Source organism: Streptomyces sp. CB02009, assembly GCF_001905825.1.
In the GTDB taxonomy this organism is placed as follows: domain Bacteria; phylum Actinomycetota; class Actinomycetes; order Streptomycetales; family Streptomycetaceae; genus Streptomyces.
Genome location: NZ_LIVV01000013.1, coordinates 16,124 through 37,836 on the forward strand (window position 1 = coordinate 16,124; position 21,713 = coordinate 37,836).

General features: G+C 72.4%; 18 protein-coding genes. 8 read left to right on the plus strand and 10 right to left on the minus strand.

Translation table 11 applies throughout. The annotated features are described in order from the left end of the window. The first annotated feature begins 48 nt into the window (after positions 1–48). Complete coding sequence (locus AMK27_RS37265) at positions 49–1,068, plus strand: LacI family DNA-binding transcriptional regulator (protein WP_073918343.1); 1,020 nt, start codon at positions 49–51, stop codon at positions 1,066–1,068. Between the two features lie 64 nt (positions 1,069–1,132). Here AMK27_RS37265 and AMK27_RS37270 read toward each other — a convergent pair whose 3' ends face one another. From AMK27_RS37270 to AMK27_RS37290, 5 genes are all read right to left on the minus strand, one after another. Continuing rightward, positions 1,133–2,164: a phosphotransferase gene (locus AMK27_RS37270; RefSeq protein ID WP_079188754.1), complete on the minus strand. Its 1,032-nt coding sequence runs from the start codon at positions 2,162–2,164 to the stop codon at positions 1,133–1,135. A 148-nt stretch (positions 2,165–2,312) separates the two neighbouring features. Continuing rightward, on the minus strand, positions 2,313–3,704 hold the full coding sequence (locus AMK27_RS37275) for a GH1 family beta-glucosidase (RefSeq protein ID WP_073918346.1): 1,392 nt from the start codon (positions 3,702–3,704) through the stop codon (positions 2,313–2,315). Between the two features lie 35 nt (positions 3,705–3,739). Further along, complete coding sequence (locus tag AMK27_RS37280) at positions 3,740–4,579, minus strand: carbohydrate ABC transporter permease (RefSeq protein WP_073918348.1); 840 nt, start codon at positions 4,577–4,579, stop codon at positions 3,740–3,742. A 34-nt stretch (positions 4,580–4,613) separates the two neighbouring features. Next, positions 4,614–5,606, minus strand: a complete 993-nt coding sequence (locus AMK27_RS37285) for a carbohydrate ABC transporter permease (RefSeq protein ID WP_073918351.1) — start codon at positions 5,604–5,606, stop codon at positions 4,614–4,616. Positions 5,607–5,617: 11 nt separating this feature from the next. Beyond that, entirely contained in the window at positions 5,618–6,922 is a 1,305-nt protein-coding gene (locus tag AMK27_RS37290) for an ABC transporter substrate-binding protein (protein WP_073918354.1), read from the minus strand. 170 nt (positions 6,923–7,092) lie between these two features. Between AMK27_RS37290 and AMK27_RS37295 the strand changes: the two genes are divergently transcribed. The 5 genes from AMK27_RS37295 (at position 7,093) to AMK27_RS37315 (ending at position 13,083) form a co-directional block, all read left to right on the plus strand. Further along, positions 7,093–8,460, plus strand: coding sequence for an ROK family transcriptional regulator (locus tag AMK27_RS37295; RefSeq protein ID WP_073918356.1), 1,368 nt, complete (start codon positions 7,093–7,095; stop codon positions 8,458–8,460). A gap of 167 nt (positions 8,461–8,627) precedes the next feature. Continuing rightward, on the plus strand, positions 8,628–9,407 hold the full coding sequence (locus tag AMK27_RS37300) for a carbonic anhydrase (RefSeq protein WP_073918359.1): 780 nt from the start codon (positions 8,628–8,630) through the stop codon (positions 9,405–9,407). A gap of 448 nt (positions 9,408–9,855) precedes the next feature. After that, complete coding sequence (locus tag AMK27_RS37305) at positions 9,856–10,506, plus strand: DUF4360 domain-containing protein (RefSeq protein ID WP_073918362.1); 651 nt, start codon at positions 9,856–9,858, stop codon at positions 10,504–10,506. A 289-nt stretch (positions 10,507–10,795) separates the two neighbouring features. Then, positions 10,796–11,944: a tetratricopeptide repeat protein gene (locus AMK27_RS37310; RefSeq protein WP_073918365.1), complete on the plus strand. Its 1,149-nt coding sequence runs from the start codon at positions 10,796–10,798 to the stop codon at positions 11,942–11,944. Continuing rightward, the gene (locus AMK27_RS37315) at positions 11,941–13,083 is read left to right on the plus strand and encodes a polyprenyl synthetase family protein (RefSeq protein ID WP_079188755.1); all 1,143 of its coding nucleotides are present in this window, start codon (positions 11,941–11,943) and stop codon (positions 13,081–13,083) included. The genes AMK27_RS37310 and AMK27_RS37315 overlap by 4 nt, the downstream gene beginning before the upstream one ends. A gap of 61 nt (positions 13,084–13,144) precedes the next feature. Here the strand turns inward: AMK27_RS37315 and AMK27_RS37320 are convergent, their stop codons facing one another. The 3 genes from AMK27_RS37320 to AMK27_RS37335 all read right to left on the minus strand — a co-directional run bounded on the left by AMK27_RS37320 (position 13,145) and on the right by AMK27_RS37335 (position 16,682). Next, positions 13,145–13,714 carry a SixA phosphatase family protein gene (locus tag AMK27_RS37320; RefSeq protein ID WP_073918645.1) on the minus strand — a complete coding sequence of 190 codons (570 nt, stop codon included), beginning with the start codon at positions 13,712–13,714 and terminating at the stop codon, positions 13,145–13,147. 684 nt (positions 13,715–14,398) lie between these two features. Further along, on the minus strand, positions 14,399–15,628 hold the full coding sequence (locus tag AMK27_RS37330) for a PP2C family protein-serine/threonine phosphatase (RefSeq protein WP_073918373.1): 1,230 nt from the start codon (positions 15,626–15,628) through the stop codon (positions 14,399–14,401). 151 nt (positions 15,629–15,779) lie between these two features. Beyond that, positions 15,780–16,682 carry a LysR substrate-binding domain-containing protein gene (locus tag AMK27_RS37335; protein ID WP_073918376.1) on the minus strand — a complete coding sequence of 301 codons (903 nt, stop codon included), beginning with the start codon at positions 16,680–16,682 and terminating at the stop codon, positions 15,780–15,782. A 139-nt stretch (positions 16,683–16,821) separates the two neighbouring features. On the opposite strand from AMK27_RS37335, the gene AMK27_RS37340 reads away from it, so the two are divergent. Beyond that, complete coding sequence (locus AMK27_RS37340; RefSeq protein ID WP_073918379.1) at positions 16,822–17,838, plus strand: aldo/keto reductase; 1,017 nt, start codon at positions 16,822–16,824, stop codon at positions 17,836–17,838. Positions 17,839–17,957: 119 nt separating this feature from the next. Next, positions 17,958–18,413 (plus strand): SRPBCC family protein, encoded by a 456-nt coding sequence (locus AMK27_RS37345; RefSeq protein ID WP_073918382.1) that lies wholly within the window; start codon positions 17,958–17,960, stop codon positions 18,411–18,413. A gap of 64 nt (positions 18,414–18,477) precedes the next feature. On the opposite strand, the gene AMK27_RS37350 is transcribed toward AMK27_RS37345, so the two are convergent. Continuing rightward, the gene (locus AMK27_RS37350) at positions 18,478–19,440 is read right to left on the minus strand and encodes an ROK family protein (protein WP_073918385.1); all 963 of its coding nucleotides are present in this window, start codon (positions 19,438–19,440) and stop codon (positions 18,478–18,480) included. A gap of 180 nt (positions 19,441–19,620) precedes the next feature. Next, positions 19,621–21,630, minus strand: coding sequence for a hypothetical protein (locus AMK27_RS37355; RefSeq protein ID WP_073918387.1), 2,010 nt, complete (start codon positions 21,628–21,630; stop codon positions 19,621–19,623). Between the last annotated feature and the right edge of the window lie 83 nt (positions 21,631–21,713).

Consider the following 21,713-nt stretch of genomic DNA (forward strand, 5'->3'; position numbering starts at 1 on the left):
GCGTGGACCGTCCTCCCACCGGACACACGACACCGTTAAGGTGCGCAGGTGGGGAATCGAGGACCGACTCTGGAAGACGTCGCACGCGAGGCGGGGGTGTCACGCGCGACGGTGTCCCGCGTCGTCAACGGCGTGCGCAACGTGGCCCCCGACATCCAGCGGAGCGTGCAGGAGGCCATCGCCCGCATCGGCTACACGCCCAACCAGGCGGCCCGCTCCCTGGTCACCCGGCGCACCGGGACCGTGGCCCTGGTCCTCTCCGCCACGGGCCGGTCCTTCACCGCCCGGGTGTTCTCCGACCCGTTCTTCGGACGCGTCGTGGACGGCGTCCTGCCGGTCCTGCGCCGCCGCGCGATCCAGCCCGTGCTGCTCGTCGCCGAGTCCGAGCAGGCCAGGGCCCAGCTCGTCGAGTACCTGCGGCAGGGTGGCGCGGACGGAGCCCTGGTCGTGCCGCTGGACGAGAACGACCCGCTCCCGTCGATGCTGGTGGAGGCGGGCCTGCCCACGGTCCTCTTCGGCCGCCCCCGCGACGGAGAGCGGTGCGGCTACGTCGACCTCGACAACCCGGCCGGCGCACGCCTCGCGGCGGAGCACCTGTGGTCGGTCGGCCGGCGCCGCCCGGCCACCATCGCCGCGCCGGTCACCGCCCCCACGGCGGACGAACGCCTCGACGGTTTCCGGGAGGCGTTCGCGGCGCACGGGGTGACGGCGGTCCCCGTCGTACGGGGCCGGTTCACGGTGGAGAGCGGCAGGCGCGCCATGGCGAGGCTCCTGAAGGACCACCCGGAGATCGACGCCGTGTTCGCCGCCAACGACCTGATGGCGCAGGGCGCCTGCCAGTACCTGCGTGAGCAGGGGGTCTCCGTCCCCGGCCAGGTGGCCGTGGTGGGCTTCGACGACTCGGTGGCGGCGCGGAAGTCCCGGCCCCAGCTGACCACGGTGCGCCAGCCCGTGGAGCGCATGGCGGCCGCGATGGCCGCACTCCTCGTCGAGCAGCTCGACGGCGCCCCGGCCGGGACCACCGCGAAGGTGTTCGCACCGGTGCTGGTCGTACGCGAGTCCGCCTGACCGTCCCGTGACGGCGGGCCCGCGCCGGGCACGGAGCCCGTTCCCGCCGGTCGCCTCCCGTCCGTCACGCCTCCAGGGCGTCGAGGACGGCGAGCTGCTCCATGACACGGTCGGCGGACCAGGTGTCGAGCCAGGCCGCGAACTCTCCTCCGTAGGCGCGGGGGACGGACTCCACGCGCATCACGAGGGCGAGATAGACCCGGTAGAGCGCGAGGCGGACGCGGGCGCCGGTGTCGAGGGTCAGGGCGGGAGCGACGGAGCGGTACCCGGCCAGGAGGTCGGTGTCGTCCTCGGCCGCGCCGAGCGGATCGACTCCGACGAGCTCGGCCAGCGGATCACCGAAGAAGGCGCGCTCTCCGTCGATCAGCCCGCTCAGGCGCCACGGACCCTCCCCGTCGCGGGCGAGGACGACGTTGCCCTCCCAGGCGTCGAAGTGGACGAGCGCGGCCCGGCGCACCTCGGCGATCCGGTGCCCGAACCGTACGGGCAGCCCCGCGAGGAACCCGGTGGGGGCGGGCAGGGCGACATCGAACCGGTGAGCGTCGGCGAGGACGGCGTGCAGCATGGCGGTGAACGCGGCCGGCCAGTCCGGGGCCGAGAGCCCAGCGGCGGGCTGCGGGTAGCCGTACGCCGGACCGGTCACGGCGGCGATCCGGGCCAGGCACGCGCCCAGCCGACGGCGCAGCGCCGCGCGATCGGCCGGGGCGATCCGGTCGCGCCCGGCGTGCCAGGTGGTGCCGTCGACGTAGGAGAGGAGCAGCCACTCCGCGGGGGCGCAGGGACCGGCGGGTTCATGGTGCAGGACGGTCGGCACCCGGACGCCCGTCGTGGCGGCGAGGCGGTGGAAGAGGGCCTCGGTGCCGAGGAGCCCCCGCTCGTGGGTGAGGGCGGGGGTGCTCGCCGCGGGCGCGGTCTTGAGCACCAGGCGCCGCCCGTCGGAGAGTTCGAGCAACCGGGCGGAGTTGTAGAGGCCGCCGCTGAGGGCGGTCTCCCGGACGACCGCCGCCGGGCCGAGGACGCGGCGGAGCCGTGCGGCGGCGAGCTCGTCGCCTCGGCCGGACCTCGGTGGCGGGGACGGCACGGAGCCGGCGGCCATGGACACTCCTGCGGGGGATGCCGACGAAGGGGAGGGGGGTTGGGCAGCGTGAGGTGGAGAGGGGGAGAGGGGGAGAGGGGGAGACCCGTGGAAGGCCGCCCCGGTGGTGCCGGGGCGGCCTTCCGGAGGTGCGCGACGTGGCGTCCGGTCAGCCCGCGTTCGCCTCGCGGTGGGCGCGGACGATGTCCGCGTACCGGCGTCCGCTCGTCTTCACGGTCCTGCGCTGGGTGGCGTAGTCGACGTGGACGAGGCCGAAGCGCTTGTCGTAGCCGTAGGCCCACTCGAAGTTGTCCAGGAGCGACCAGGCGTAGTACCCGGCGAGCGGGGCGCCCTTGCGCAGGGCGCTCGCGCAGGCCGCGAGGTGCTGCTCCAGGTAGCGGGTGCGCTCGGGGTCGTGGACCGCGCCGTCGGGGCCGACGGTGTCGGGGAAGGCCGAGCCGTTCTCGGTGACGTACAGCTTCCGTACGCCGTAGTCCTCGGTGAGCCGCAGCAGGAAGGCCTCGAGGCCGCCGGCGTCGATCTGCCAGTCCATGCCGGTGCGCGGTACGTCGGGGAGGCGCACCTCGCGGGCGTAGGGCGCTGGCCCCGTCGGGTCGTCGGCGACGGTGACCGGGAAGTAGTAGTTGAGGCCGTGCCAGTCGAGCGGGGCGGCGATGGTCTCCAGGTCCCCGGGCTTCTCCGGCAGTTCGACTCCGTACAGTTCGCGCATGTCGGCGGGGAAGCCGCGGCCGTACACCGGGTCGAGCCACCAGCGGTTGGTGTGGCCGTCCGCGCGGGCGGCGGCGGCGATGTCCTCGGGCCGGGTGGAGGCGGGCGCCACGGTGGAGTGGTTGGTGACCAGGCCGACCTGGGCGCCGGGCGCGGCGGCGCGGACGGCCTGGGTGGCGAGCCCGTGGGCGAGGAGCAGGTGGTACGAGGCGCGGACGGCGGCGGTGAGGTCGGTCAGGCCCGGGGCCATCCGCCCCTCCAGGTGCCCGATCCAGCCGGAGCAGAGCGGTTCGTTGAGCGTGGCCCACTGGGTGACCCGGTCGCCGAGGCGCTCGGCGACGACGGAGGCGTAGGCGGCGAGGTGCTCGGCCGTGGCCCGCTCGGTCCAGCCGCCGCGGCTGTCCGTCACCCGGTCCTGGAGGGCCTGCGGCAGGTCCCAGTGGTAGAGGGTGACGGAGGGCGTGATGCCGGCGTCCAGGAGTCCGTCGACGAGCCGGTCGTAGAAGTCGAGTCCGGGCGCGTTGACGGGTCCGTCGCCGCCGGGCAGGACACGCGGCCAGGCGACGGAGAGCCGGTAGGCGTCGGTGCCGAGGCCCTTCATCAGGGCGACGTCCTCAGGCCAGCGGTGGTAGTGGTCGCAGGCGGTGTCGCCGTGGTCGCCGTTGTCGATCGCCCCGGGGACGCGGGAGAAGGTGTCCCAGATGGACGGGGCCCGGCCGTCCTCGGCGACGGCGCCCTCGATCTGGTAGGCGGAGGTCGCGGTGCCCCAGGAGAAGTCCGGCGGGAAGGCCTCCAGGTCGAGCGTGGTGCGGGAGTCGGTGGATTCGGACACGGGGAACCTCTTCGTGATGGGTGTGGAGAGGGACGTCACTTGACCGCGCCTGCGGTGAGGCCGGCGACGAGATAGCGCTGGAGGAGGAGGAAGCCGACCACGACGGGGACGCTGACCACGAGGGAGGCGGCCATCACCTGGTTCCAGTAGACGTCGTTCTGGGTGGCGTACCCCTGGAGACCGACGGCGAGCGTGCGGGTGGTGTCGTTGGTCATGACGGAGGCGAAGAGGACCTCGCCCCAGGCGGTCATGAAGGCGTAGACGGCGACGGCGATGATGCCGGGCGAGGCGGCCGGGACGATGACGCGGAACAGCGCGCTGATCGGCCCGCAGCCGTCGACCTTGGCCGCCTCGTCGAGCTCGCGCGGGATCGAGTCGAAGTAGCCGGTGAGCATCCAGATGGAGAACGGCAGCGAGAAGGTCAGATACGTGAGGATCAGGCCCTCACGGGACCCGAACAGCGCGATGCCGGTGGCGTTGCCGATGTTGACGTAGATGAGGAAGAGCGGCAGCAGGAAGAGGATGCCGGGGAACATCTGCGTGGACAGCACCGTGACCGTGAAGACCCGCTTGCCGCGGAAGGTGTAGCGGCTGACGGCGTACGCGGCGAAGATCGCGACCATCACGGAGAACACGGTGGCCGCGCCCGCGACGACGATCGAGTTCATGAAGTAGTCGGCGAGCGGGACGGTCTCCCAGATGTCGACGTACGGGCGGAGCGTGAGCCCGGAGGGGAACCACTCGAACTTCCCCGAGACGTCCTCCAGCGGCTTCAGGGAGCTGGAGACCATGACGTACACCGGCAGCACCACGAACGCGGTGAGCAGGGTGAGGAAGATCCGCCGCGCCCAGAGGAACGAGCGGGGCGCCGCCATGGGGGAGCGCGGAGCCGCGCGCCGGGATGCGTGCTCAGACATCTGAGGTCTTCCTTCCGCGGCTGGTGAGCAGGAGGTAGACGCCCGTGACGACGAGGAGGAAGAGCAGCAGGAGCACGGACATGGCCGAGCCGGTGCCGAAGTTCCAGGTCTGGAAGGACGACTGGTAGATGTGCAGCGAGATCAGGTCCGCGGATTCGGGCGCCGCCTTGCCGAAGAGCACGAACGGCGTGTTGAAGTCGTTGAACGTCCAGAGGAACAGGACGAGCACGAGGACCTGGTTGACGGAGCGCAGCGACGGCAGGGTGATGTGCCGGATCTGCTTCCAGACGCCGGCGCCGTCGAGCGCCGCCGCCTCGTACATGTCCCGGGGGATGTTCTGCAGCCCGGCCATGACGGTGAGGAAGGCGAAGGGCCAGCCCTTCCACACCGAGACGACGAGCAGCGTGTAGAAGGCGTTGTCGCCGATGAGCCAGAAGGCGGGGCTGTCGCCGATGCCGAGCTGGTCGTGGAGGACGTGGTTGATGAGGCCGTTGTCCCGCTGGAACATGAACGCCCAGGTGATCACGGCCGCGTAGACGGGCAGGGCGTACGGGACGAGGAACAGCGTCCTCAGGAAGCCGCGGCCCCGGAAGTTCTCCTGGAGGAAGATCGCGGCGGCCGTCCCGAGGAACCAGCACAGCCCCACGGAGAGGAAGGTGAAGAGACAGGTCGTCAGGAAGGACTTCAGGAGCGCCTGCCCGACGGGGGCGTCGAAGTCGATCGCGACGGTGTAGTTGTCCAGGCCCGACCAGGGAGCCTCGCCCCAGTTCCGGATGTAGAACTGGGTCAGCTCCTTGAAGCTCATGGCGATGCCCATGAGCATCGGCACGAGGTGGACGAGGAGTTCGAGGAGCAGGGCGGGCAGGAGCAGCAGGTAGGGCAGTGCGATGCGGCGACGCCCGGAGCGGCGTGGTGCGCGTGCCCCTCCGGGTGTGGCCTTGCGCACCGCCGGCTCGGTCGTGGGAGCGACGGCGGTTTCGGTCATGGTGGGGCGGCCTACTTCTTGGGCATCTGCTGCTGGGCCTTTTCGAGCTTGGCCTTCACGGACTCCGTGGTCACCGGGCGGCCGGCGGCGGCGTCGGCGAACAGCTCCTTGACCGCGGTGCCCACGACCGTCTCGAACTGCGACTCCTCGGGCACCTGCGGCAGGGCCGCCGCGCTGGTGGAGAGGGTGTCGCGGATGACGGTGAGGGACGGGTCGGCGAAGGCGGGGTCCTTCTGGGCGCTCTTGACCGGCGGCACGGAACCGTACGACTTGTTGAGGACGACCTGCTCCTCGTCGCTCGTCATGTACTTCACGAACTTCAGCGCGCCGTCGAGGTTCTTGGTGTTCTTGAAGACGGCCAGGTTGATGCCGGCGACCATCGAGTTGGTCTGGGCGCCCTGCCCGGGCTTGCCCGACGGGACCGGGGCGGGAGCCACGCCCCACTCCTCCGGGCCCATGCCCTGCGCGGAGAAGGTCTGCGACGGGGTCTGCCACAGGACCATGCCGGTCTTGTTCTTGGCGAAGTCGCTGAGGGACTGGTTCTGCGCGTACTCGGCGTTGCCGGGGGCGACGATCTTCTGCGCGGCCATCAGGTCGATGTACTGCTTGACGGCGGCGACGGCACCGTCGGAGGTGAAGTCGGGCTTGCCGTCGGCGGTGAAGAAGTCGGCGCCGTGCTGCTTGCCGAGGACGAAGACCTGGTGGATGTTGTTGGAGAGGTTGGAGCCCTCGACCCCGATGCCCGCCTTGCCGTCCTTGCTGAGCTTCTTGCCGGCCGCGATCACCTCGTCCCAGGTGGTCGGCGGCTTGGCTATGCCCGCCTCCTTGAACATCTTCTTGTTGTAGTAGAGCGCGTAGGCCATGGAGTAGAGCGGGACGGCGGCCGGGTCCTTGCCGGCGACGCCGGTGGAGCCGAGTGCGGAGTCGACGAAGCGGTCCTTGCCGCCGATGGCCTCCAGGTTCTTCGCGTCCCACGGCAGGAGGGCACCGGTGGACTGGAGCGAGGCGCTCCAGGTGTTGCCGATGTTGAGGATGTCGGGGCCCTGGCCGGAGGTGGTCGCGGTGAGGATCCGGTTGAGCAGGTCGGACCACGGGATCACCTCCAGCTTGACCTTGATCCCGGTCTCCTTCTCGAACTGGTCGAGCTCGGGCTGCAGGACCTTCTTGTCGACCTCCAGGCTGGCGCCCTGGTTGGAGGCCCAGTAGGTGAGGGTCTTCGGCGTCGACTCGCTGCTCTCACCCCCGCCGCAGGCGGTGGCGGTGAAGGCGAGGGAGAGGGTGACGACTCCGGTGACAGCGGCTCTGACTCTGCGCATGGCTCCTGGGCCCTTTCGGGGACGAGGGGATCGCCGATGTGGTGGGCGCCTGGAGGCCTCGCCGTAACATCGGCTTAATTTAGGATGTGAGTTAAACCCCATGAGAAGGTCGCGTCAAGGCTTGTACTGCGGGTATGTTGCAACGAACGACTTCAGAGACGGGGACCAAAGTGCACGCGAGAACTGGCCGCACGGTGCGTGACCTGCGGCGCGAGAACCGCACCGCCGTTCTGCGCAGGCTGTACTTCGACGGCCCGATGAGCCGCCTCATGCTCGGCCCCGCGACCGGGCTCAGCTCCGGTTCCGTCAGCAACGTGGTCGCCGAACTCGTCGCCGACGGACTCGTCGAGGAGGCCGGCAGCGTCGACTCGGCCGGCGGGCGCCCCCGCACCCTCGTCAGGATCACTCCCGCCAGCGGCTTCATGATCGGCGTCGACATCGGCGAGACCCGGGTCAGGATCGAGCTGTTCGACCTGACCCTCACCGAACTCGCCCGTACCGAGCGCCCGCTGGCGCCCTCGGGCCCCCGCACGGCGCGCTACGACGTCGACCTCGTCGTCGACCACCTCCGCGAGGGCATCGCCGAGGTGCTGCGCCTCGCGGAGGTGCCCGCCGACCGCCTCATCGGCGTCGGCGTCGGCGTCCCCGGCATCGTCGCCCGCACCCCCGAGGACGGCGCGGTCGTGCACGGCCAGACCGTCGGCTGGGACGCGGTCCCCTTCGAACGCCTCCTCCGCGCCGCCGTCGACCTCCCCGAGACCGTCCCCTACTGGATCGACAACGGTGCCAAGACCCTGGGCCAGGCCGAGATGTGGTTCGGCGCCGGCCGGGGCGCGCGCAGCGCGGTGGTGGTCCTGTTCGGTTCGGGTGTCGGCGCGTGCGTGGTCACCGATCCGATGGGGCCGGGCCGGGCGATCGAGTGGGGCCATCTGACGGTACGGGTGCGGGGGCGCCGCTGCCGCTGCGGAGCCCAGGGCTGCCTGGAGGCGTACGCCGGGGCGGAGGCCCTCCTGGAGCGGTGGCGGGAGGCCGGCGGGGTGCCCCCGGCCGGCGCGGACGAGGAGACGGCACTGACGGCGATGCTGGCCGCGGCCTACCCGGCCGAACCCGGGACGGAACCCGGGACGAATCCCGGGACGGAGCCGGGAGCGGACCCCGGGACGGCGCCGCGGACCGAGCCGGACGCCACGGCGCTCGCCGTCCTGGCGGAGACCGCCGAGTACCTGGGCGCCGGATTCGCCGACCTCATGAACCTCTTCCAGCCCGAGCGCATCCTGGTCGGCGGCTGGGCCGGCCTCCAGCTCGGCACCCGCTTCCTCGAAACCGTCTCCGGCTACGCGAAGGAGTACGCGCTCAGCTACCCCGCCAGCCGTACCGGCATCGGTCTCGGCACCCTCGGCCCGGAGGCCGTCACCGTCGGCGCGGCCCTGCTGCCGCTGGTCGACTTCTTCGCCCAGGGAGGCCGGCGCCCCGAGAGCAAGCCCACCACCCCCGCCCCCGCCTGGCAGTCGGCCCTCCAGGACCGGGTCTCCACCTGAGTCGCCGCGATCCGGGACAGGGAATCCGCCCGGGCGGCACACCTGCCGACCAGGTCCCCCGCCAGGCGGTGACGGGGGACATACAGCCGGAACGCTCCCGGACGGTGTGGCCTCAAGAGTTGTCAAAGACGTGCTGAGCGTTGAGCAAGGGAAGGCCGGGCGACCTCATGCGGTCGTACGTTCCTGAGGTGACCCCTTCTTCCGCTGAACCTCACATAGCCCAGGGCCCCTCCGAGGCCACTTCCTCCTCACGTCGCACACTGCTGCGCACCGCCCTCACCGGAGCGGCCCTGACCGCAGGGTCATGGGCCTGGGACCTCCCCGCGGCATCGGCGACACCGCGGGCGCAAGGGAAGCCGCGGCCCACCACACCCGCGGCGGCCTTACGCGAGCTGAACGCGGGCAACCGGCGCTGGCGCACCCACCACGAGCGGCACCCGCACGAGTCGCTCGCCGTCCGGAGGGAGATGGTCGCCGGGCAGCACCCGTTCGCCGTCGTGCTCGGTTGCATCGACTCCCGCGTCGCGCCCGAGCTCGTCTTCGACCAGGGCCTCGGTGACCTCCTCACCGTGCGGTCCGCCGGAGAGGTCCTCGACGAGGCGGTGCTCGGCAGCATCGCGTACGGAGTGCTCGAGCTGGGCATCCCGCTCGTCGTGGTGCTCGGCCACCAGTCATGCGGCGCCGTGTCCGCGGCCGTCCGCGCGGAGCAGACGGGAGAGCGCCTTCCCGTACACATCCAGTACCTCGCGGACCGGATCAGACCCGCGATCGACCACAGCCAGGAGGGCGCCGCCCGCGTCGACGCGACCGTCTCGGCACAGGTGCGGCGGGTGCGGTCGCAGTTGGCTGCGGAGCCCGACCTGGCTTCCCGGATCGGTGCGGGCCGCCTGGCGATCGTCGGCGCCCGGTACGAACTGACCAGCCAACTGGTCCACCCTGTCGACTGATCGCTCCCGCTGTCCGTCCGCACGCCGGTCCACCCGCCGGCCGGCGGACGGACAGCGCCACGGTCTGGGCGTCTCCGACCGCCGCAGGGAGGTCAAGAGGCGGCATGCGCGCTTCCACGCCAAAAGAGGGCGCTCCGACGCGCGGTTAATGGCCGGGCGCCACCCTGCCCCGAGGTGCTCGGGCACCTAGCATTCGACCATCCCCGCTCACAACGGCGGGGTGGCCGGACAGAGTTCATACACATGATAGTTCAACCATTGCCGGTTGGACTACCCCACTGCGTACCCCCGGCCTTCTCGATCTCCCGCACCGCGCACCAGGTCTCCACCGCAGTAGGTCCGTGACGGCCGCCGCCGCTGAGCGCGGCGTGCCGCATCCCCCGCCCGTGGCCCGGACGCACCCGTGCGTCCCGGCCCCTCGGGAACCCAAGCACCGGATGGGAGCACCATGAGAGGTCCCCTGCTCGTGAGCGCGGCCGCCGCCGCCCTGTTCGCCTCGGCCCTGCCCGCCCAGGCCGGGCCGGGGTCGATCGTCGACCCGCCGCCGGACAGGATCGTCATCGACATCGCCACCGTGAACGGATCCGGCTGTCCCCTGGGCACCGCCGCCATCGCCGTGTCCGAGGACAACACCGCCTTCACCGTCACCTACAGCGAGTACCTCGCGCAGGTGGGCGGCGGCTCGTCCCCCACGGCGGCCCGCAGGAACTGCCAGCTGAACCTCCTGGTGCACGTGCCGCAGGGCTTCACGTACGCGATCGCCAGCGCCGACTACCGGGGCTACGCCTCGCTCCAACGCGGCGCGAGCAGCACGGAGAAGGCCTCGTACTACTTCCAGGGCTCGCCCAGCACGGCTTCCCGCACGCACACCTTCCGTGGCCCGTACGAGGACAACTGGCAGGCCACCGACGACACCGACTGGGCCCAACTGGTGTGGGCGCCCTGCGGTGTCCAGCGCAACTTCAACATCAACACCGAACTCCGGGTGAACGCCGGCACGTCGAGCCCGAGCGCCACCAGCTACATGACGATGGACTCCACGGACGGTGACATCAGCACCGTCTACCACCTGGCGTGGAAGGAGTGCCCGGCCGGCTGACAACCGCGGCGGCCGGGCGCACCACCGCGCCCGGCCGCCGCCCGGCCCTCCGCCCGGTCGCGCCCCTCAACTCGGCCCCTGCGGCAGCGACCCCGCACCGCGTGCCTCCCACGCGGGCGTCCGCTCCGACGTCCGTCTCGCTGACGATCTCCCACCACCGCGTAGTACTTGAGGATGATCCGGCGCCCATACGGAGACGGACATTCCCCCGGATGGGGAACCCGGGCCCGGGACAACCGTCTTGATCCTCGCGTCGGCTTGATCGTCGAGTCGACCCGAGGAGGTTCTGATGGCAGGTCAGGTGACGGAGAGGCCGGCGAGGGCGTCGGCGCCGGAGTACCAAGGGGCGCTGGGGTCGCTTTCGGTGAACGCCTCCCTGCCCGAGGTGCTCGACCGGGGGGTCAGGGAACTCCGGGCGGCCGAGGAGACCGGAGACCTGCGGGAGGCGGCGCGCTGCGGACTCGCCGTGGCGGAGGCCTGCCGCAGGCTCGGCCGGATCGAGGAGGCCGACCGGGCATGGAAGGCGAGCTACCGGGCGGCGCGTGCGGCCGGCCACGAGGGAGCCATGGCGTGGGCGCTGTGGAGCGGCGGCACGCTGGCCCGCCAGCGCGGTGCGCTCCGGCTGGCCTACCGGCTGCTCGGGCTCGCCGCCGAAGCGGGCGAGCGGGGCGGCGACGTCGTCGTGCGGGGCTACTCGCTGGCGGGGCTCGCCGAGACCGGGCGCATCCAGGGCGACTACGAGGCGGTGGGACGGCTCCACGAGCAGCTGCTGGCCGAGGCGCGCCGCCGGGGCGAGGCCCGCCACACGGTCTGGGCCCTGGAGGGCATCGCGCAGATGCACCGCAACACCGGCTCCTACGACAAGGCCCTGGCCCTCTTCGAGGAGGCGGCCGAGACGGCGTCGCGCGCCGAGGACCGGCGCGGCTGGGCCTGGGCCCTGCGGGGCATCGCCGACGTGGTGTCCGTACGGGACGGGGACGTGGAGCGCGCCCTGTCGCTGCTGTCGGAGGCCGAGGAGGCCTGCCGGGAGATACGGCTGGCCAGCGCCCTCGCCTACAACCACAAGATGCGCGGCAACGTGCTGTACCGGGCGGGCCGCTACGAGCAGGCCCGCGAGCTGTACGCCCAGGCCCTGGAGGAGTTCCGCGAGATGGAGGAGCCCCGGGGTACGGCCCTGTCGAGCCTGGGACTGGTCAAGGCCGAGGCCCGCCTGGGCCGCGACGCCGCGCACACCGCGGCCGAACTGGCCTCACTCCGCACGACGTTGGACCGCATCGGGCTGCGGCACGCCCGGGACATGGTGGACAAGGCCGCGGCCGAACTGGGGGTCGGCCCGCTGCCGGACCACGACGCGGACGGCGCCGGCGAAGCCGGCCGGGTCCTGCCGGCGGCCGGGGCGGAAGCGCTCAGCAAGGTCGACGTGGAGGGGCTGCGATGAGCGCCCTCCCGGCATCCGCCCCGCCGACATCGACCCGCTCCCTGTGCGCCCGCGCGGGCGCACAGGGAGGAACGGCCGTGACCTCGGCGAGCGCCACCCGCGGTCACGAGGCCTCGGCGGCCGCGCTCCTGGACCGGTGCCGCGACCGGGTCCGGCCCGCGCTGGTGGAGGCGGTGGGCCGGCTGCACCCCTGGACCGGTGAGATGGCGGCGTACGCGCTGGGCTGGGCCGATCCCGCCGGAACCCCGGATCCCGGCGGATCCGAGGGCAAGGGAGTGCGCCAGGCGCTCGCCCTGCTCGGCGCCGAGGCGGTGGGCGCGGACGGCGGCGACGCGGTCCCGGGCGCCGTCGCCGTCGAACTCGTGCACACCTTCTCGCTGCTCCACGACGACATCATGGACGCCGACGCGCTGCGCCGGCAGCGCCCCGCGGTGTGGAAGTCGTACGGGACCGGCCCGGCCGTCCTGGCCGGCGACGCGCTCCTCGCCCAGGCCGTGGCGAGCCTGGCGGAGACGCCGGGCCCCCGCACGGCGGCCGCGGTCCGGCACCTCTGCGGGACGCTGACCACGCTGGTGTCCGGACAGGCGGAGGACCTGCGCTTCGAGGAGCGTCCGTGGTCCGGTCCCGGGGCGGTCGAGCCGGACCAGTACCGGTCCATGGCCGAGGACAAGACGGGCGCCCTGCTGGGCTGCGCGCTCGCGCTCGGCGCGATCCTCGGCGGCGCCCCCGACCGGACCGTCACCGCGCTCGACCGCGCCGGGCGCCATCTCGGTCTCGCTTTCCAGGCGGTGGACGACATCCTCGGCATCTGGGGCGACCCGAGAGCGACCGGGAAGCCCGTCCACGCCGACCTCCGGCAGGGCAAGAAGACCTACCCCGTCCTGATCGCACTGGCCGCCGGAGGGAGGGCCGCGAGCGAAGCCGAGGCGCTGCTCGCGTCCGGCCGGCGGATCGACGGCGAGACCGCCGAACACGTCGCGGCGCTCGTGGAGCGCGCGGGCGGGCGGACCGGGACGCGCGAGGAGGCCCTCCGGCAGCTGGACGCCGCCCGTCACGCGCTGCGGGAGGCAACGCTGAAGCACACCGCGGCGGAGGAACTGGACGTGCTGTTCACCCACTTGCTCGACCGCACGTGGTGACGTGACGCGGCGTGGCAGGACGGCGAGCGCGAGGACGTGACGGCCGCGGGCGCCCCGCGGCTCAGGAGGAGTCGCGGCCCCCGCGGGGAATCGCCAGGTCCGTCAGGAGCGCGTCCCCCGGGCGCAGGTCGGCCCAGGCGCCGGACCAGGTCAGGACGGCGACCGCGGACGTCGGGAACTTGGTCCGCACCCGGTCCAGGAGGTCCTCGTCCGCGTCCGCCGCACCGGACGCGAGCAGCAGGACCAGGTCCTCCAGACCCGGGTTGTGCCCGACGAGGAGCAAGGTCCCGACCTCGTCGGACACGCCGTGGAGCACATCGAGCAGTTCCGGGCCGTCCGCGCCGTACAACCGCGGGTCGTGACGGGTCGGCACGGCGCGGCCCAGCTCCGCGGCCGCCAGCTCCCAGGTACCGCGGGCCCGCCGTGCCGGGGAGCACAGGACCAGATCGGGCGGCCCGCCGGCCCCGGCCAGGAAGCGCCCGACAGCCGGTGCGTCACGCAGCCCGCGCGGGCCGAGGGGCCGGTCCCGGTCGGGCACCCCCTCGGGCCAGGCGCTCTTGGCGTGCCGCAGCACCAACAGCCGACGAGACCGACCGCCGCCGGAACGGCCTTCGGCGGAGGGGCTTTTGATGGACTGGCCTTGCTCGGCACGGCTGTGCTCAGGGGACTCGTTGGAGGGCTGCACGACCTTGAGCGTACGGCCCGCGCCCCCGCACGGCCATGGATGCCACGGGGAGGCCCGCACGTCGGCGTTGCGGGTGGCACAATGCCGCGTATGAGCACACTCCGAAAGGCACATGCCGCGTAGACGGCCGGGCGCGCTTCGCGCCGGACACCCCGGGCGGCCGCGCCGTTGGGACAAGCCACCGCCGGGACGGATTCACGGACTGTCCGCCCGCACCAGCAATGCGATCCACCGCGTCGAGGAACTCGCCCCCAGCTACCTGTATCCGGGCGCCGTCGACCGGGCACTACGACGGTACGAGGCGTTCCTCGCTCCGCCGGGACGACGCCCCCTCTACCCGCAGGACCCCGATTGCGGCTGCGTGGGCCACAGCCTCGACGACGTCCGGCACGCCAGAGACCTCCTCGAAGAGGCCCTTGCACACCTGCCGCCGAGGGCGCGCGCCGAGTTGGGGCGCCGGATCGCGTCCCTCGACCGCGTGTACCTCAAGCGCACTCTGCCCGACCCGCTGGCCGATCGTCGTCCTTGGAAGGGGGACGTGTGGTGGTACCGACGTCTGTACAGAGTCCGCGAGGGCTAGTGGGTGACAGACCCGTAGCCGGTGCGTGACCGGTCGCCCGCGCCCCCGGCTCACAGGCGGATGACCACGAGCGCCGTGTCATCGGTGTTGCGGTTGCTGTTCAGGAGGTCCGCGAGGAGGTCGTCGGCCATGGTCTCGGGGTTGTCCCGGCCACGCCGCCGCAGGGATGCGGCGAGACGTGCGAGGCCGACGTCGATGTCCTCCTCGCGGCGCTCGATCAGGCCGTCGGTGTACAGCACCAGCGTGGCGCCTTCGCTGAAGGAGGCGGTCGCCTGGGGGCGGGAGACGTGTTCGGGGCGGGCGCCGAGCGGAGGGTCGGTCGCCTGGTCGAGGAAGGTCACGTCGCCCTCGGGGGTGAGCAGCGCGGGCGGAGGATGCCCGGCACTGCTGTACGTGAGGGTGTGCGTGCTCCAGTCGATGAAGGTCGTCGCCACGGTGGACGACTCGGCGCCGTCGACGGAGCGGGCGTACAGCCCGAGGACTTCGAGCGCCTGGGCCGGGCCGTCGGCGACGAGCGTGGCCGCGCTGAGCGCGCTGCGCAGTTGTCCCATGACGCAGGCGGCGGTGAGGCCGTGGCCCACCACGTCTCCCACGGCCACCGCCATCCGGTCCCCGGGGAGGCCGACCAGGTCGTACCAGTCGCCGCACACGTTCAGGCCGCCGACCGCGGGGCGGTAGCGGACGGCCGCCCGATGGTGTCCGACGGGGCCGGGGGAGGGGAGCATCGCCGCCTGGAGGGCCAGCGCCACCTTGCGCTCCCGGGCGTGCGCCTTGCGCAGGCGCTCGTTGACCTCCTGCAGTTCCCGGGAGCGCGTGTAGAGCTCGGCCTCCAGTCGGGCGGCCTTGGTGGTGCCCGCGAGACCGCCGCGCGCACGGATGAGCTGAGTGACCTCCTCCACGCGGTGCACGATCAGCACCACCTGATCGTCGGGGCCCAGGACCGGCGCGTTGACCGGGCTCCAGAAGTGCTCCTGCCAGTGGCCGGGCCGCTGGGAGTCCTCGATGTCGTAGCGGAGCAGAGCCATGGTGTCGCGCTCGCCGGACGCGACCACGCGCAGCATCGACTCCTCGGTCTCCCGCCGGCCCGCGGCGGCCGGGTCGCCGGGGTTCTCGGGGAAGGCGTCGAAGATGTAGCGGCCGACGAGCTCCTCGCGGGAACGCCCGGCGAGCCGTGCGAAGTCCTCGTTGACGTCGACGTACACCAGCTCGGGCGTGAGCAGCGCGACCATGCCGGGCAGGGCCTGGAACACGGCCGCGTAGTCGACCTGCTGATCGTTCATTTCCCGCCCGTCCCGACGCCGACCGTCGTTGAGTGCTCTTCGCGTTTGGAGGGAACGTGCCACGGGGACCGGGGTGGAGTTCTCCCCAGCCCAAGATCGTCACCCGGTTGGCCCCATGGGGGTCATCACATCGAGACGCCGGAACGTTACGTCATTCGGCTCGCGGACTTCCCGCCAGAACCGTCGCGCGGAAGGACGCCACCACCGGCCGGAGATCGACCCGGTGCCAAGCCGCCCAGAGCTGCACCGATCCTTCGTACCAAGGGAGTTCGCGTACGACGATGCCCTCGGTCGGACCGCGCACCATGCTCTGCTGGACGAGCGCGAGGCCCAGGCCGGAGGCGACCAGGCCCAGTGCGGTGAGGGCGTCGGCGGCGTCGAGGCGGATGTCCGGGGTGAAGCCGGACGCGGTGCACGACGCGACGAACGCGTCACGCCCACCGGTGGCGTGCGCGTCGCCCACCGCGATCCAGGGCTCACCGTCCAGGTCGTCGGGCGTGAGCTCCTCCCGAGCCGCGAGCGGATGGCCCTCGGGCAGGGTGAGCAGCAGGGGGTCCCGCAGCAGGGGCGCGGCGTCCAGGTCCGGGTCGTCCTCCTGAGGGGGCCGGCGGACGAGTGCGATGTCGAGGCTGCGCTGGCGGAGCCCCTCGAACTGGTCGGCCGACTCCTGGTCGTACAACGCCACGTGGATGCCCGGGCGCTCCTCGCGCAGGCCGCGCAGGGCCGTGGGCAGCACTCCCGTGTGCATGGCGTCGGCGACGTACCCGATGCACAGCCCGCCCTCCTCGCCCCGGCCGAGCCGTCGGCCCAGGTTCTCCAGCCGGTCCGCGTGCCGCAGCAGCGCGCGGGCCTCGGTCAGGAAGACACGACCGTCGGAGGTGAGCCTGATGCGCTGTTGGCTGCGCTCGAAGAGGGTGAGGCCCAGGTTCTTCTCGAGCTGGGCGATCTGCCGACTGAGCGGGGACTGGGAGATGTGGAGCCGCTCGGCGGCGCGCCCGACGTGCTCCGTCTCGGCGACGGTCACGAAATAGCGGAGTTGTCGCAGGTCAAGCATGTGGGACCTCGGAGGACTGAAGTGAGCCAGAGTAAGTCTTGGACAGTCTCATGTAGGGATCCTAACCTCGGAAGCACAAGCCAGGCGGATCGCTCACAAGCGAACCGACCATGGTATTCCACCTGAAAAAGGATCTTCCATGACCCTCTCGTCCCTCCTCCCGGGCGCCCTCGGCTTCGGCACCGCCCCCCTCGGCAACATGTTCCGCGCCATCCCCGACGACGAGGCCGCGGCCACCGTCGAAGCCGCCTGGAACCAGGGCATCCGCTACTTCGACACCGCCCCCTTCTACGGCGCGGGCCTCTCCGAGATCCGCCTGGGCGACGTCCTCGCCCAGCACCCCCGCGACGAGTTCGTCCTCAGCACCAAGGTCGGCCGTCTCGTCCTCGACGAGACCGAGGACCCGGCCGCCCGCGACCTCGGCGAGAAGGGCGGCCTCTTCGAGCACGGACGCCCCAACAGGATGGTCAACGACTACAGCGCCGACGCCACGCTGCGTTCCATCGAGGACAGCCTGAAGCGGCTCAGGACCGACCGCCTCGACATCGTGTGGGTGCACGACGTCGCCCAGGACTTCTACGGGGACGAGTGGCTGGCCGCGTACGAGACCGCCCGCACCGGCGCGTTCCGCGTCCTCCAGCAGCTCCGTGACGAGGGCGTCATCAAGGCCTGGGGCCTGGGCGTGAACCGCGTCGAGCCCCTGGAGCTCACCCTCGACCTCGACGAGCCGAAGCCCGACGCGTTCCTCCTCGCCGGCCGCTACACGCTGCTCGACCACAGCCGCGCCCACCAGCGCCTGCTCCCCGCCGCCGCGGAACAGGGCGTCGACATCGTCGTCGGCGGCCCCTACAGCTCGGGCATCCTCGCCGGGGGCACCCACTTCGAGTACCAGAAGGCGCCGGCGGCGATCATCGACAAGGTCGAGCGGATCAAGGCCGCCGCCACCCGCCACGGCGTCGGCATCAAGGCGGCCGCCCTGCAGTTCTCCCTCGCCCACCCGGCCACCGTCGCCGCGATCCCGGGCGCCACGAAGCCCAGCCGGATCGCGGAGGACGTCGCCGCGCTGGAGGAGACGATCCCCTCCGCCTTCTGGAACGAGCTCCGCGCCGAGGGGCTCATCGCGGGGGACGCCCCCGCACCGGTCCCCACCGTCTGAGCGGCTTCCCACCGACCGCCCCCGCATCGGTCCCCACGGGCTGAGCGGCTTCTTACCGCCGCCCGACGGACCTCCACCTGACACCCCCCACGCCCACCCCCGCAGAACAAGGAGCACCCATGGCCACCACGACCGCGACCCTCGACATCCCCGCGTCCCCGGACAGCGTCTGGCAGCTCGTCGGCGGCTTCGACTCGCTCCCGGACTGGCTGCCCTACATCCCCACCAGCCGCCTGGGAGAGGGAGGCCGCGTCCGCACCCTCACTAACGAGGACGGCGGCGTGATCGTCGAACGCCTCGAGTCCTTCGACGACAAGGGCCGCAGCTACAGCTACTCCATCCTCCAGGCCCCGTTCCCCGTCACCGACTACCTCTCCACGCTCATCGTCCACGCGGGCCCGGACGCGACCACGGCACGTGTGGAGTGGACCGGCACCTTCACCCCGGACGGCGTCAGCGACGACGAGGCCGTCGCCCTCTTCCACGGCATCTACCGGGACGGCCTGGCGGCCCTGCACGCGACGATCACCGCAGGCGCGAGGATCACCGCAGGCCTCTCCCAGCGGACCGTGTGACGACTCACGCCCCGCGAAACACGACGCACGCTTCACGCCCACCCGGTCCGGAGGCCGGCACGCTTCAGCGGCCCCCGCTCGTGGGACGGAGAGGAGCCGCCGTCCTGGTGAGCAGGGCGCGTGCCAGGAGTCCCGCGCCCAGACATGAGGCGCCGTCACCGAGGGCGGCCGGAACGACGGTGGGCGTGCGCTGGAAGGTGAGGCGGGCCTCCACCGCCGCCCGCAGCGGCGTGAACAGGGCCTCGCCGACCTCGGAGAGTCCACCTCCGACGATCAGGGGGCGAAGGTCCAGGACCGTGTGCGCGGCGATCAGTCCGTCGGCGAGCGCGTCGATCGCCGCCTGCCAGATTCGGGTGGCGGCCTCGTCGCCCGCCGCGGCAGCTCGGGCGCAGTCGGCGCTGTCCACGGCGCCGACTGCGCCGCTCACCTCGCTCCAGGCGCGGCCGACGGCGTCCGTGGACACGACTGCCTCCATGCAACCGCGCCGACCGCAGCCGCACGGCGGGCCGCCGGGGCGTACGACGACGTGCCCGATCCTCCCGGCGAGTCCATGGGCGCCGGCCTCGATGCCGTCGTCGACGCCGATCACCCCGTCGACGACGGTGCCGAGCGTCACCAGCAGGAACCGGCCCGTACCGCGACCCGCCCCGAGGCGGCCCTCGGCGAGGCCTGCGGTGCGTACGCGCGACTCGACCGCGACCGGTATCCCGCCGAGCCTGTCGCTCAGCCGTCTCCGCATCGGGACGGCACTCCGGCCCAGAAGGACGGAGTGCCCGGCCGGACCGCTCTGCTCGGCGGACATCAGTCCGGGAACGGCGACACCCGCGGCCTTCGCGGCCGCGCCGAACCGCTCCAGACCGTGGGCCCGCAGATCCTCCGCGAAACGCAGGACCGACTCAACGACGACCTCCGGACCGGGCCCCCGCGCCGGGCTCCGCCGCTCCTCGTGCAGCAGTGCGCCGTCCGGCGCGACCAGCGCCGCCGTCATTCCGCTGTCGCCCACGTCCAGGGCGATCACATGGCTCATCGGAACACTCCCGCGGTGTGCCTCACATCGGTCCGTTTCTCCCACAGGAGCGGCGCTCCCGCTGGGGCGCACCGCGGGGACCCTTCCCCCGGGGCGCTCCTCCTGGGTCGTGCGCCGGCTGCCGGGACGGGAGGCCGGGTCCGCCCGGCAGCCGGTGGTGCAGGTGCCGACACGGTCAGATCACGGCCTGTCCTCGACGCGGACGAGGTGGTGGCCGCGCATCGTGTAGAGCCGGCCGCGTGCGTCCACGGTGACGTGCGGGCCGCTGTACCAGGCGCCGTTGATCTCGGGCACGACCGTCGTGACGGCGAAGGTCTTCGGGTGGATGCGGAACAGCGTGGTGTCGGAGACGCCGTAGACCGCACCGCGGCCGGTCACCATGGCCGCGAAGCCGGGGCAGATCCCCCGCAGGTCGGCGGTGTGGACCACCTGACGGGCCGGCAGGTCGACGACGAAGAAACCACCCCTCCGCGTGAGGCCGAAGAGGTGCCGCCCCTGCACCGCCAGCGCCGCCACGCCCGTGGACAGCGGCAGGTCGGTGCGCCACACCTCGCGCCCGGCGACCGGGTCGAAGGCGACGAGGGTGCCCCGCGGCCCCTGCGCGGTGGGGTTGTCACCTCCGAGGTACGCGATGCCGTCCCGCGTGGCGACGGCACGGACCAGCTGGTTCTCGTCGACCGGATCGACGAAGACGGCCTTCCTGCCCTTCCTCGGCGAGTAGGTCCACAGGGAACCGCCGCCCTCGGTGTCGGACTGCGCGCCGACCAGCAGCAGACGGTTCACCGGGTCGTAGCAGACGTCGAGGGGCCGGTTCTGCTCGCTGGGGAACGACGCGAGCTGTCGGGGCTGCTCGTCCTCCGCGGGGTCGTACGTCCACATGCCCTGTCCGCTGTACTGGCCCGTGTAGAGGACCCCGTTCAGCACCTCGGCGTCCTTCGCCTCGCCCGGAGCGCGGAGGTTGACCACCTTCCCGGTGCGCAGGTCGTGGCGGGCGATGACGTTGTTCCCTCCGACGTAGACGTATCGGCGGTCGGCGGCGATCCCCATGACGGTCTGAGGGTCGACGGATGCGCCCGCCGAGCCGAGATCGGTGACGGTGGACGTACCGGCCGCGATGTCGACCTCGGCGACGAAGCCGTAGCCGGAGACGACGGCCAGTGTTCCGCCGGTGTGGTCGAGCCCCCAGATCTCCCCGAGTTCGGGCCCGTCGAACGCGACCGGCGTGATCGTCCGGGTCGCCATGGTGTACGCGTGCAGTCCGGCGTCACCGGCGAAGTAGATCCGCTCGCCGTCCGTCGTGAGGGTCTTCGCCACCTTCCCCCGGGTGGGAGTCACGGTGTAGGAGGAGAGGTCGGCCAGGTCCATCACGGCGAGCTTGGCGGCCTCCGTGGACCCCGAGGTGCTGACGACGAGGCGGTCGCCGAGGACGGCGAGTTCCCGCAGGCTGGGGTCCCGCTGCAGCTCCGGCGGCGTGATGTCGGTGAACGTGCCTTCCGCCCGGTCGTACGCGTACAGCGAGGCCCTGCTCGCCTCGCCCCCGCCCGACAGGACGCTGCCGGCACCGAAGAAGACGGTCGTGTCCGTGGCGGCGACGGCCCTCGCGAGGGTGGCGTTCGGGTCGGGGATGCCCAGCTTCGTGACCGCTCCGGTGCCGGGGTCGTACATCCACAGCGCGGGCGCCTTTCCCGGTATGCCGCCGACGGCGTACACGGTGCCGTCCGGGGCGACGGCGAGCTCGCGGATGTCCCGGTCCTCGGTGCGGCCGACGGCCACGGCGGGCCTGTCGGGGGTCGTCAGGTCCCAGCGGAAGAGGTTCGGCCTGCCCTCGTCGGCCTTGGTCAGGACGCCGGCGTACAGGTACCTGCCCGACGGGTCCGCGGCGAGCGCCTGGACGGAATGGCCCGTGCCCAGGTCGGTGCGGGCCACGACCTTGCGGGTCGGCAGATGGAAGGCGATCAGCCGGGTGGGGGTGAGGTTCCGCGAGCCGATGCAGACGGTGTCACCGACGAGGATCCCGCTCATGAGGGCGAACTGCTCGATGGCGGGCCCGAGATCGGTGACGGTCGTACGGGGGCGGGACGGTGCTGCCTGAGCGGGCGCGCCGAGCAGCGGGGCGGTGGCGGCGCCCAGGCCGAGGGCGCCGCCTGCGCGGAGCAGTTGACGCCTGTCCATCGACGGAGAGTGCTGCATGGGGGACTCCTTGGGTCGTCGTGCGGGACATGGGGAGAGGCGGAGAAGGGCGGTGGTGCGCCTGCGTGGATCCAGGCGCGGGT

What these genes read in the sequence shown, in the direction of transcription:
- AMK27_RS37270 (WP_079188754.1), bottom strand. Translation starts at nt 2,164, where the DNA reads ATGGCCGCCGGCTCCGTGCCGTCCCCGCCACCGAGGTCCGGCCGAGGC.
- AMK27_RS37280 (WP_073918348.1), bottom strand. Translation starts at nt 4,579, where the DNA reads ATGGCGGCGCCCCGCTCGTTCCTCTGGGCGCGGCGGATCTTCCTCACC.
- AMK27_RS37285 (WP_073918351.1), bottom strand. Translation starts at nt 5,606, where the DNA reads ATGACCGAAACCGCCGTCGCTCCCACGACCGAGCCGGCGGTGCGCAAG.
- AMK27_RS37290 (WP_073918354.1), bottom strand. Translation starts at nt 6,922, where the DNA reads ATGCGCAGAGTCAGAGCCGCTGTCACCGGAGTCGTCACCCTCTCCCTC.
- AMK27_RS37300 (WP_073918359.1), top strand. Translation starts at nt 8,628, where the DNA reads ATGCGGTCGTACGTTCCTGAGGTGACCCCTTCTTCCGCTGAACCTCAC.
- AMK27_RS37305 (WP_073918362.1), top strand. Translation starts at nt 9,856, where the DNA reads ATGAGAGGTCCCCTGCTCGTGAGCGCGGCCGCCGCCGCCCTGTTCGCC.
- AMK27_RS37310 (WP_073918365.1), top strand. Translation starts at nt 10,796, where the DNA reads ATGGCAGGTCAGGTGACGGAGAGGCCGGCGAGGGCGTCGGCGCCGGAG.
- AMK27_RS37315 (WP_079188755.1), top strand. Translation starts at nt 11,941, where the DNA reads ATGAGCGCCCTCCCGGCATCCGCCCCGCCGACATCGACCCGCTCCCTG.
- AMK27_RS37330 (WP_073918373.1), bottom strand. Translation starts at nt 15,628, where the DNA reads ATGAACGATCAGCAGGTCGACTACGCGGCCGTGTTCCAGGCCCTGCCC.
- AMK27_RS37335 (WP_073918376.1), bottom strand. Translation starts at nt 16,682, where the DNA reads ATGCTTGACCTGCGACAACTCCGCTATTTCGTGACCGTCGCCGAGACG.
- AMK27_RS37340 (WP_073918379.1), top strand. Translation starts at nt 16,822, where the DNA reads ATGACCCTCTCGTCCCTCCTCCCGGGCGCCCTCGGCTTCGGCACCGCC.
- AMK27_RS37345 (WP_073918382.1), top strand. Translation starts at nt 17,958, where the DNA reads ATGGCCACCACGACCGCGACCCTCGACATCCCCGCGTCCCCGGACAGC.
- AMK27_RS37350 (WP_073918385.1), bottom strand. Translation starts at nt 19,440, where the DNA reads ATGAGCCATGTGATCGCCCTGGACGTGGGCGACAGCGGAATGACGGCG.
- AMK27_RS37355 (WP_073918387.1), bottom strand. Translation starts at nt 21,630, where the DNA reads ATGCAGCACTCTCCGTCGATGGACAGGCGTCAACTGCTCCGCGCAGGC.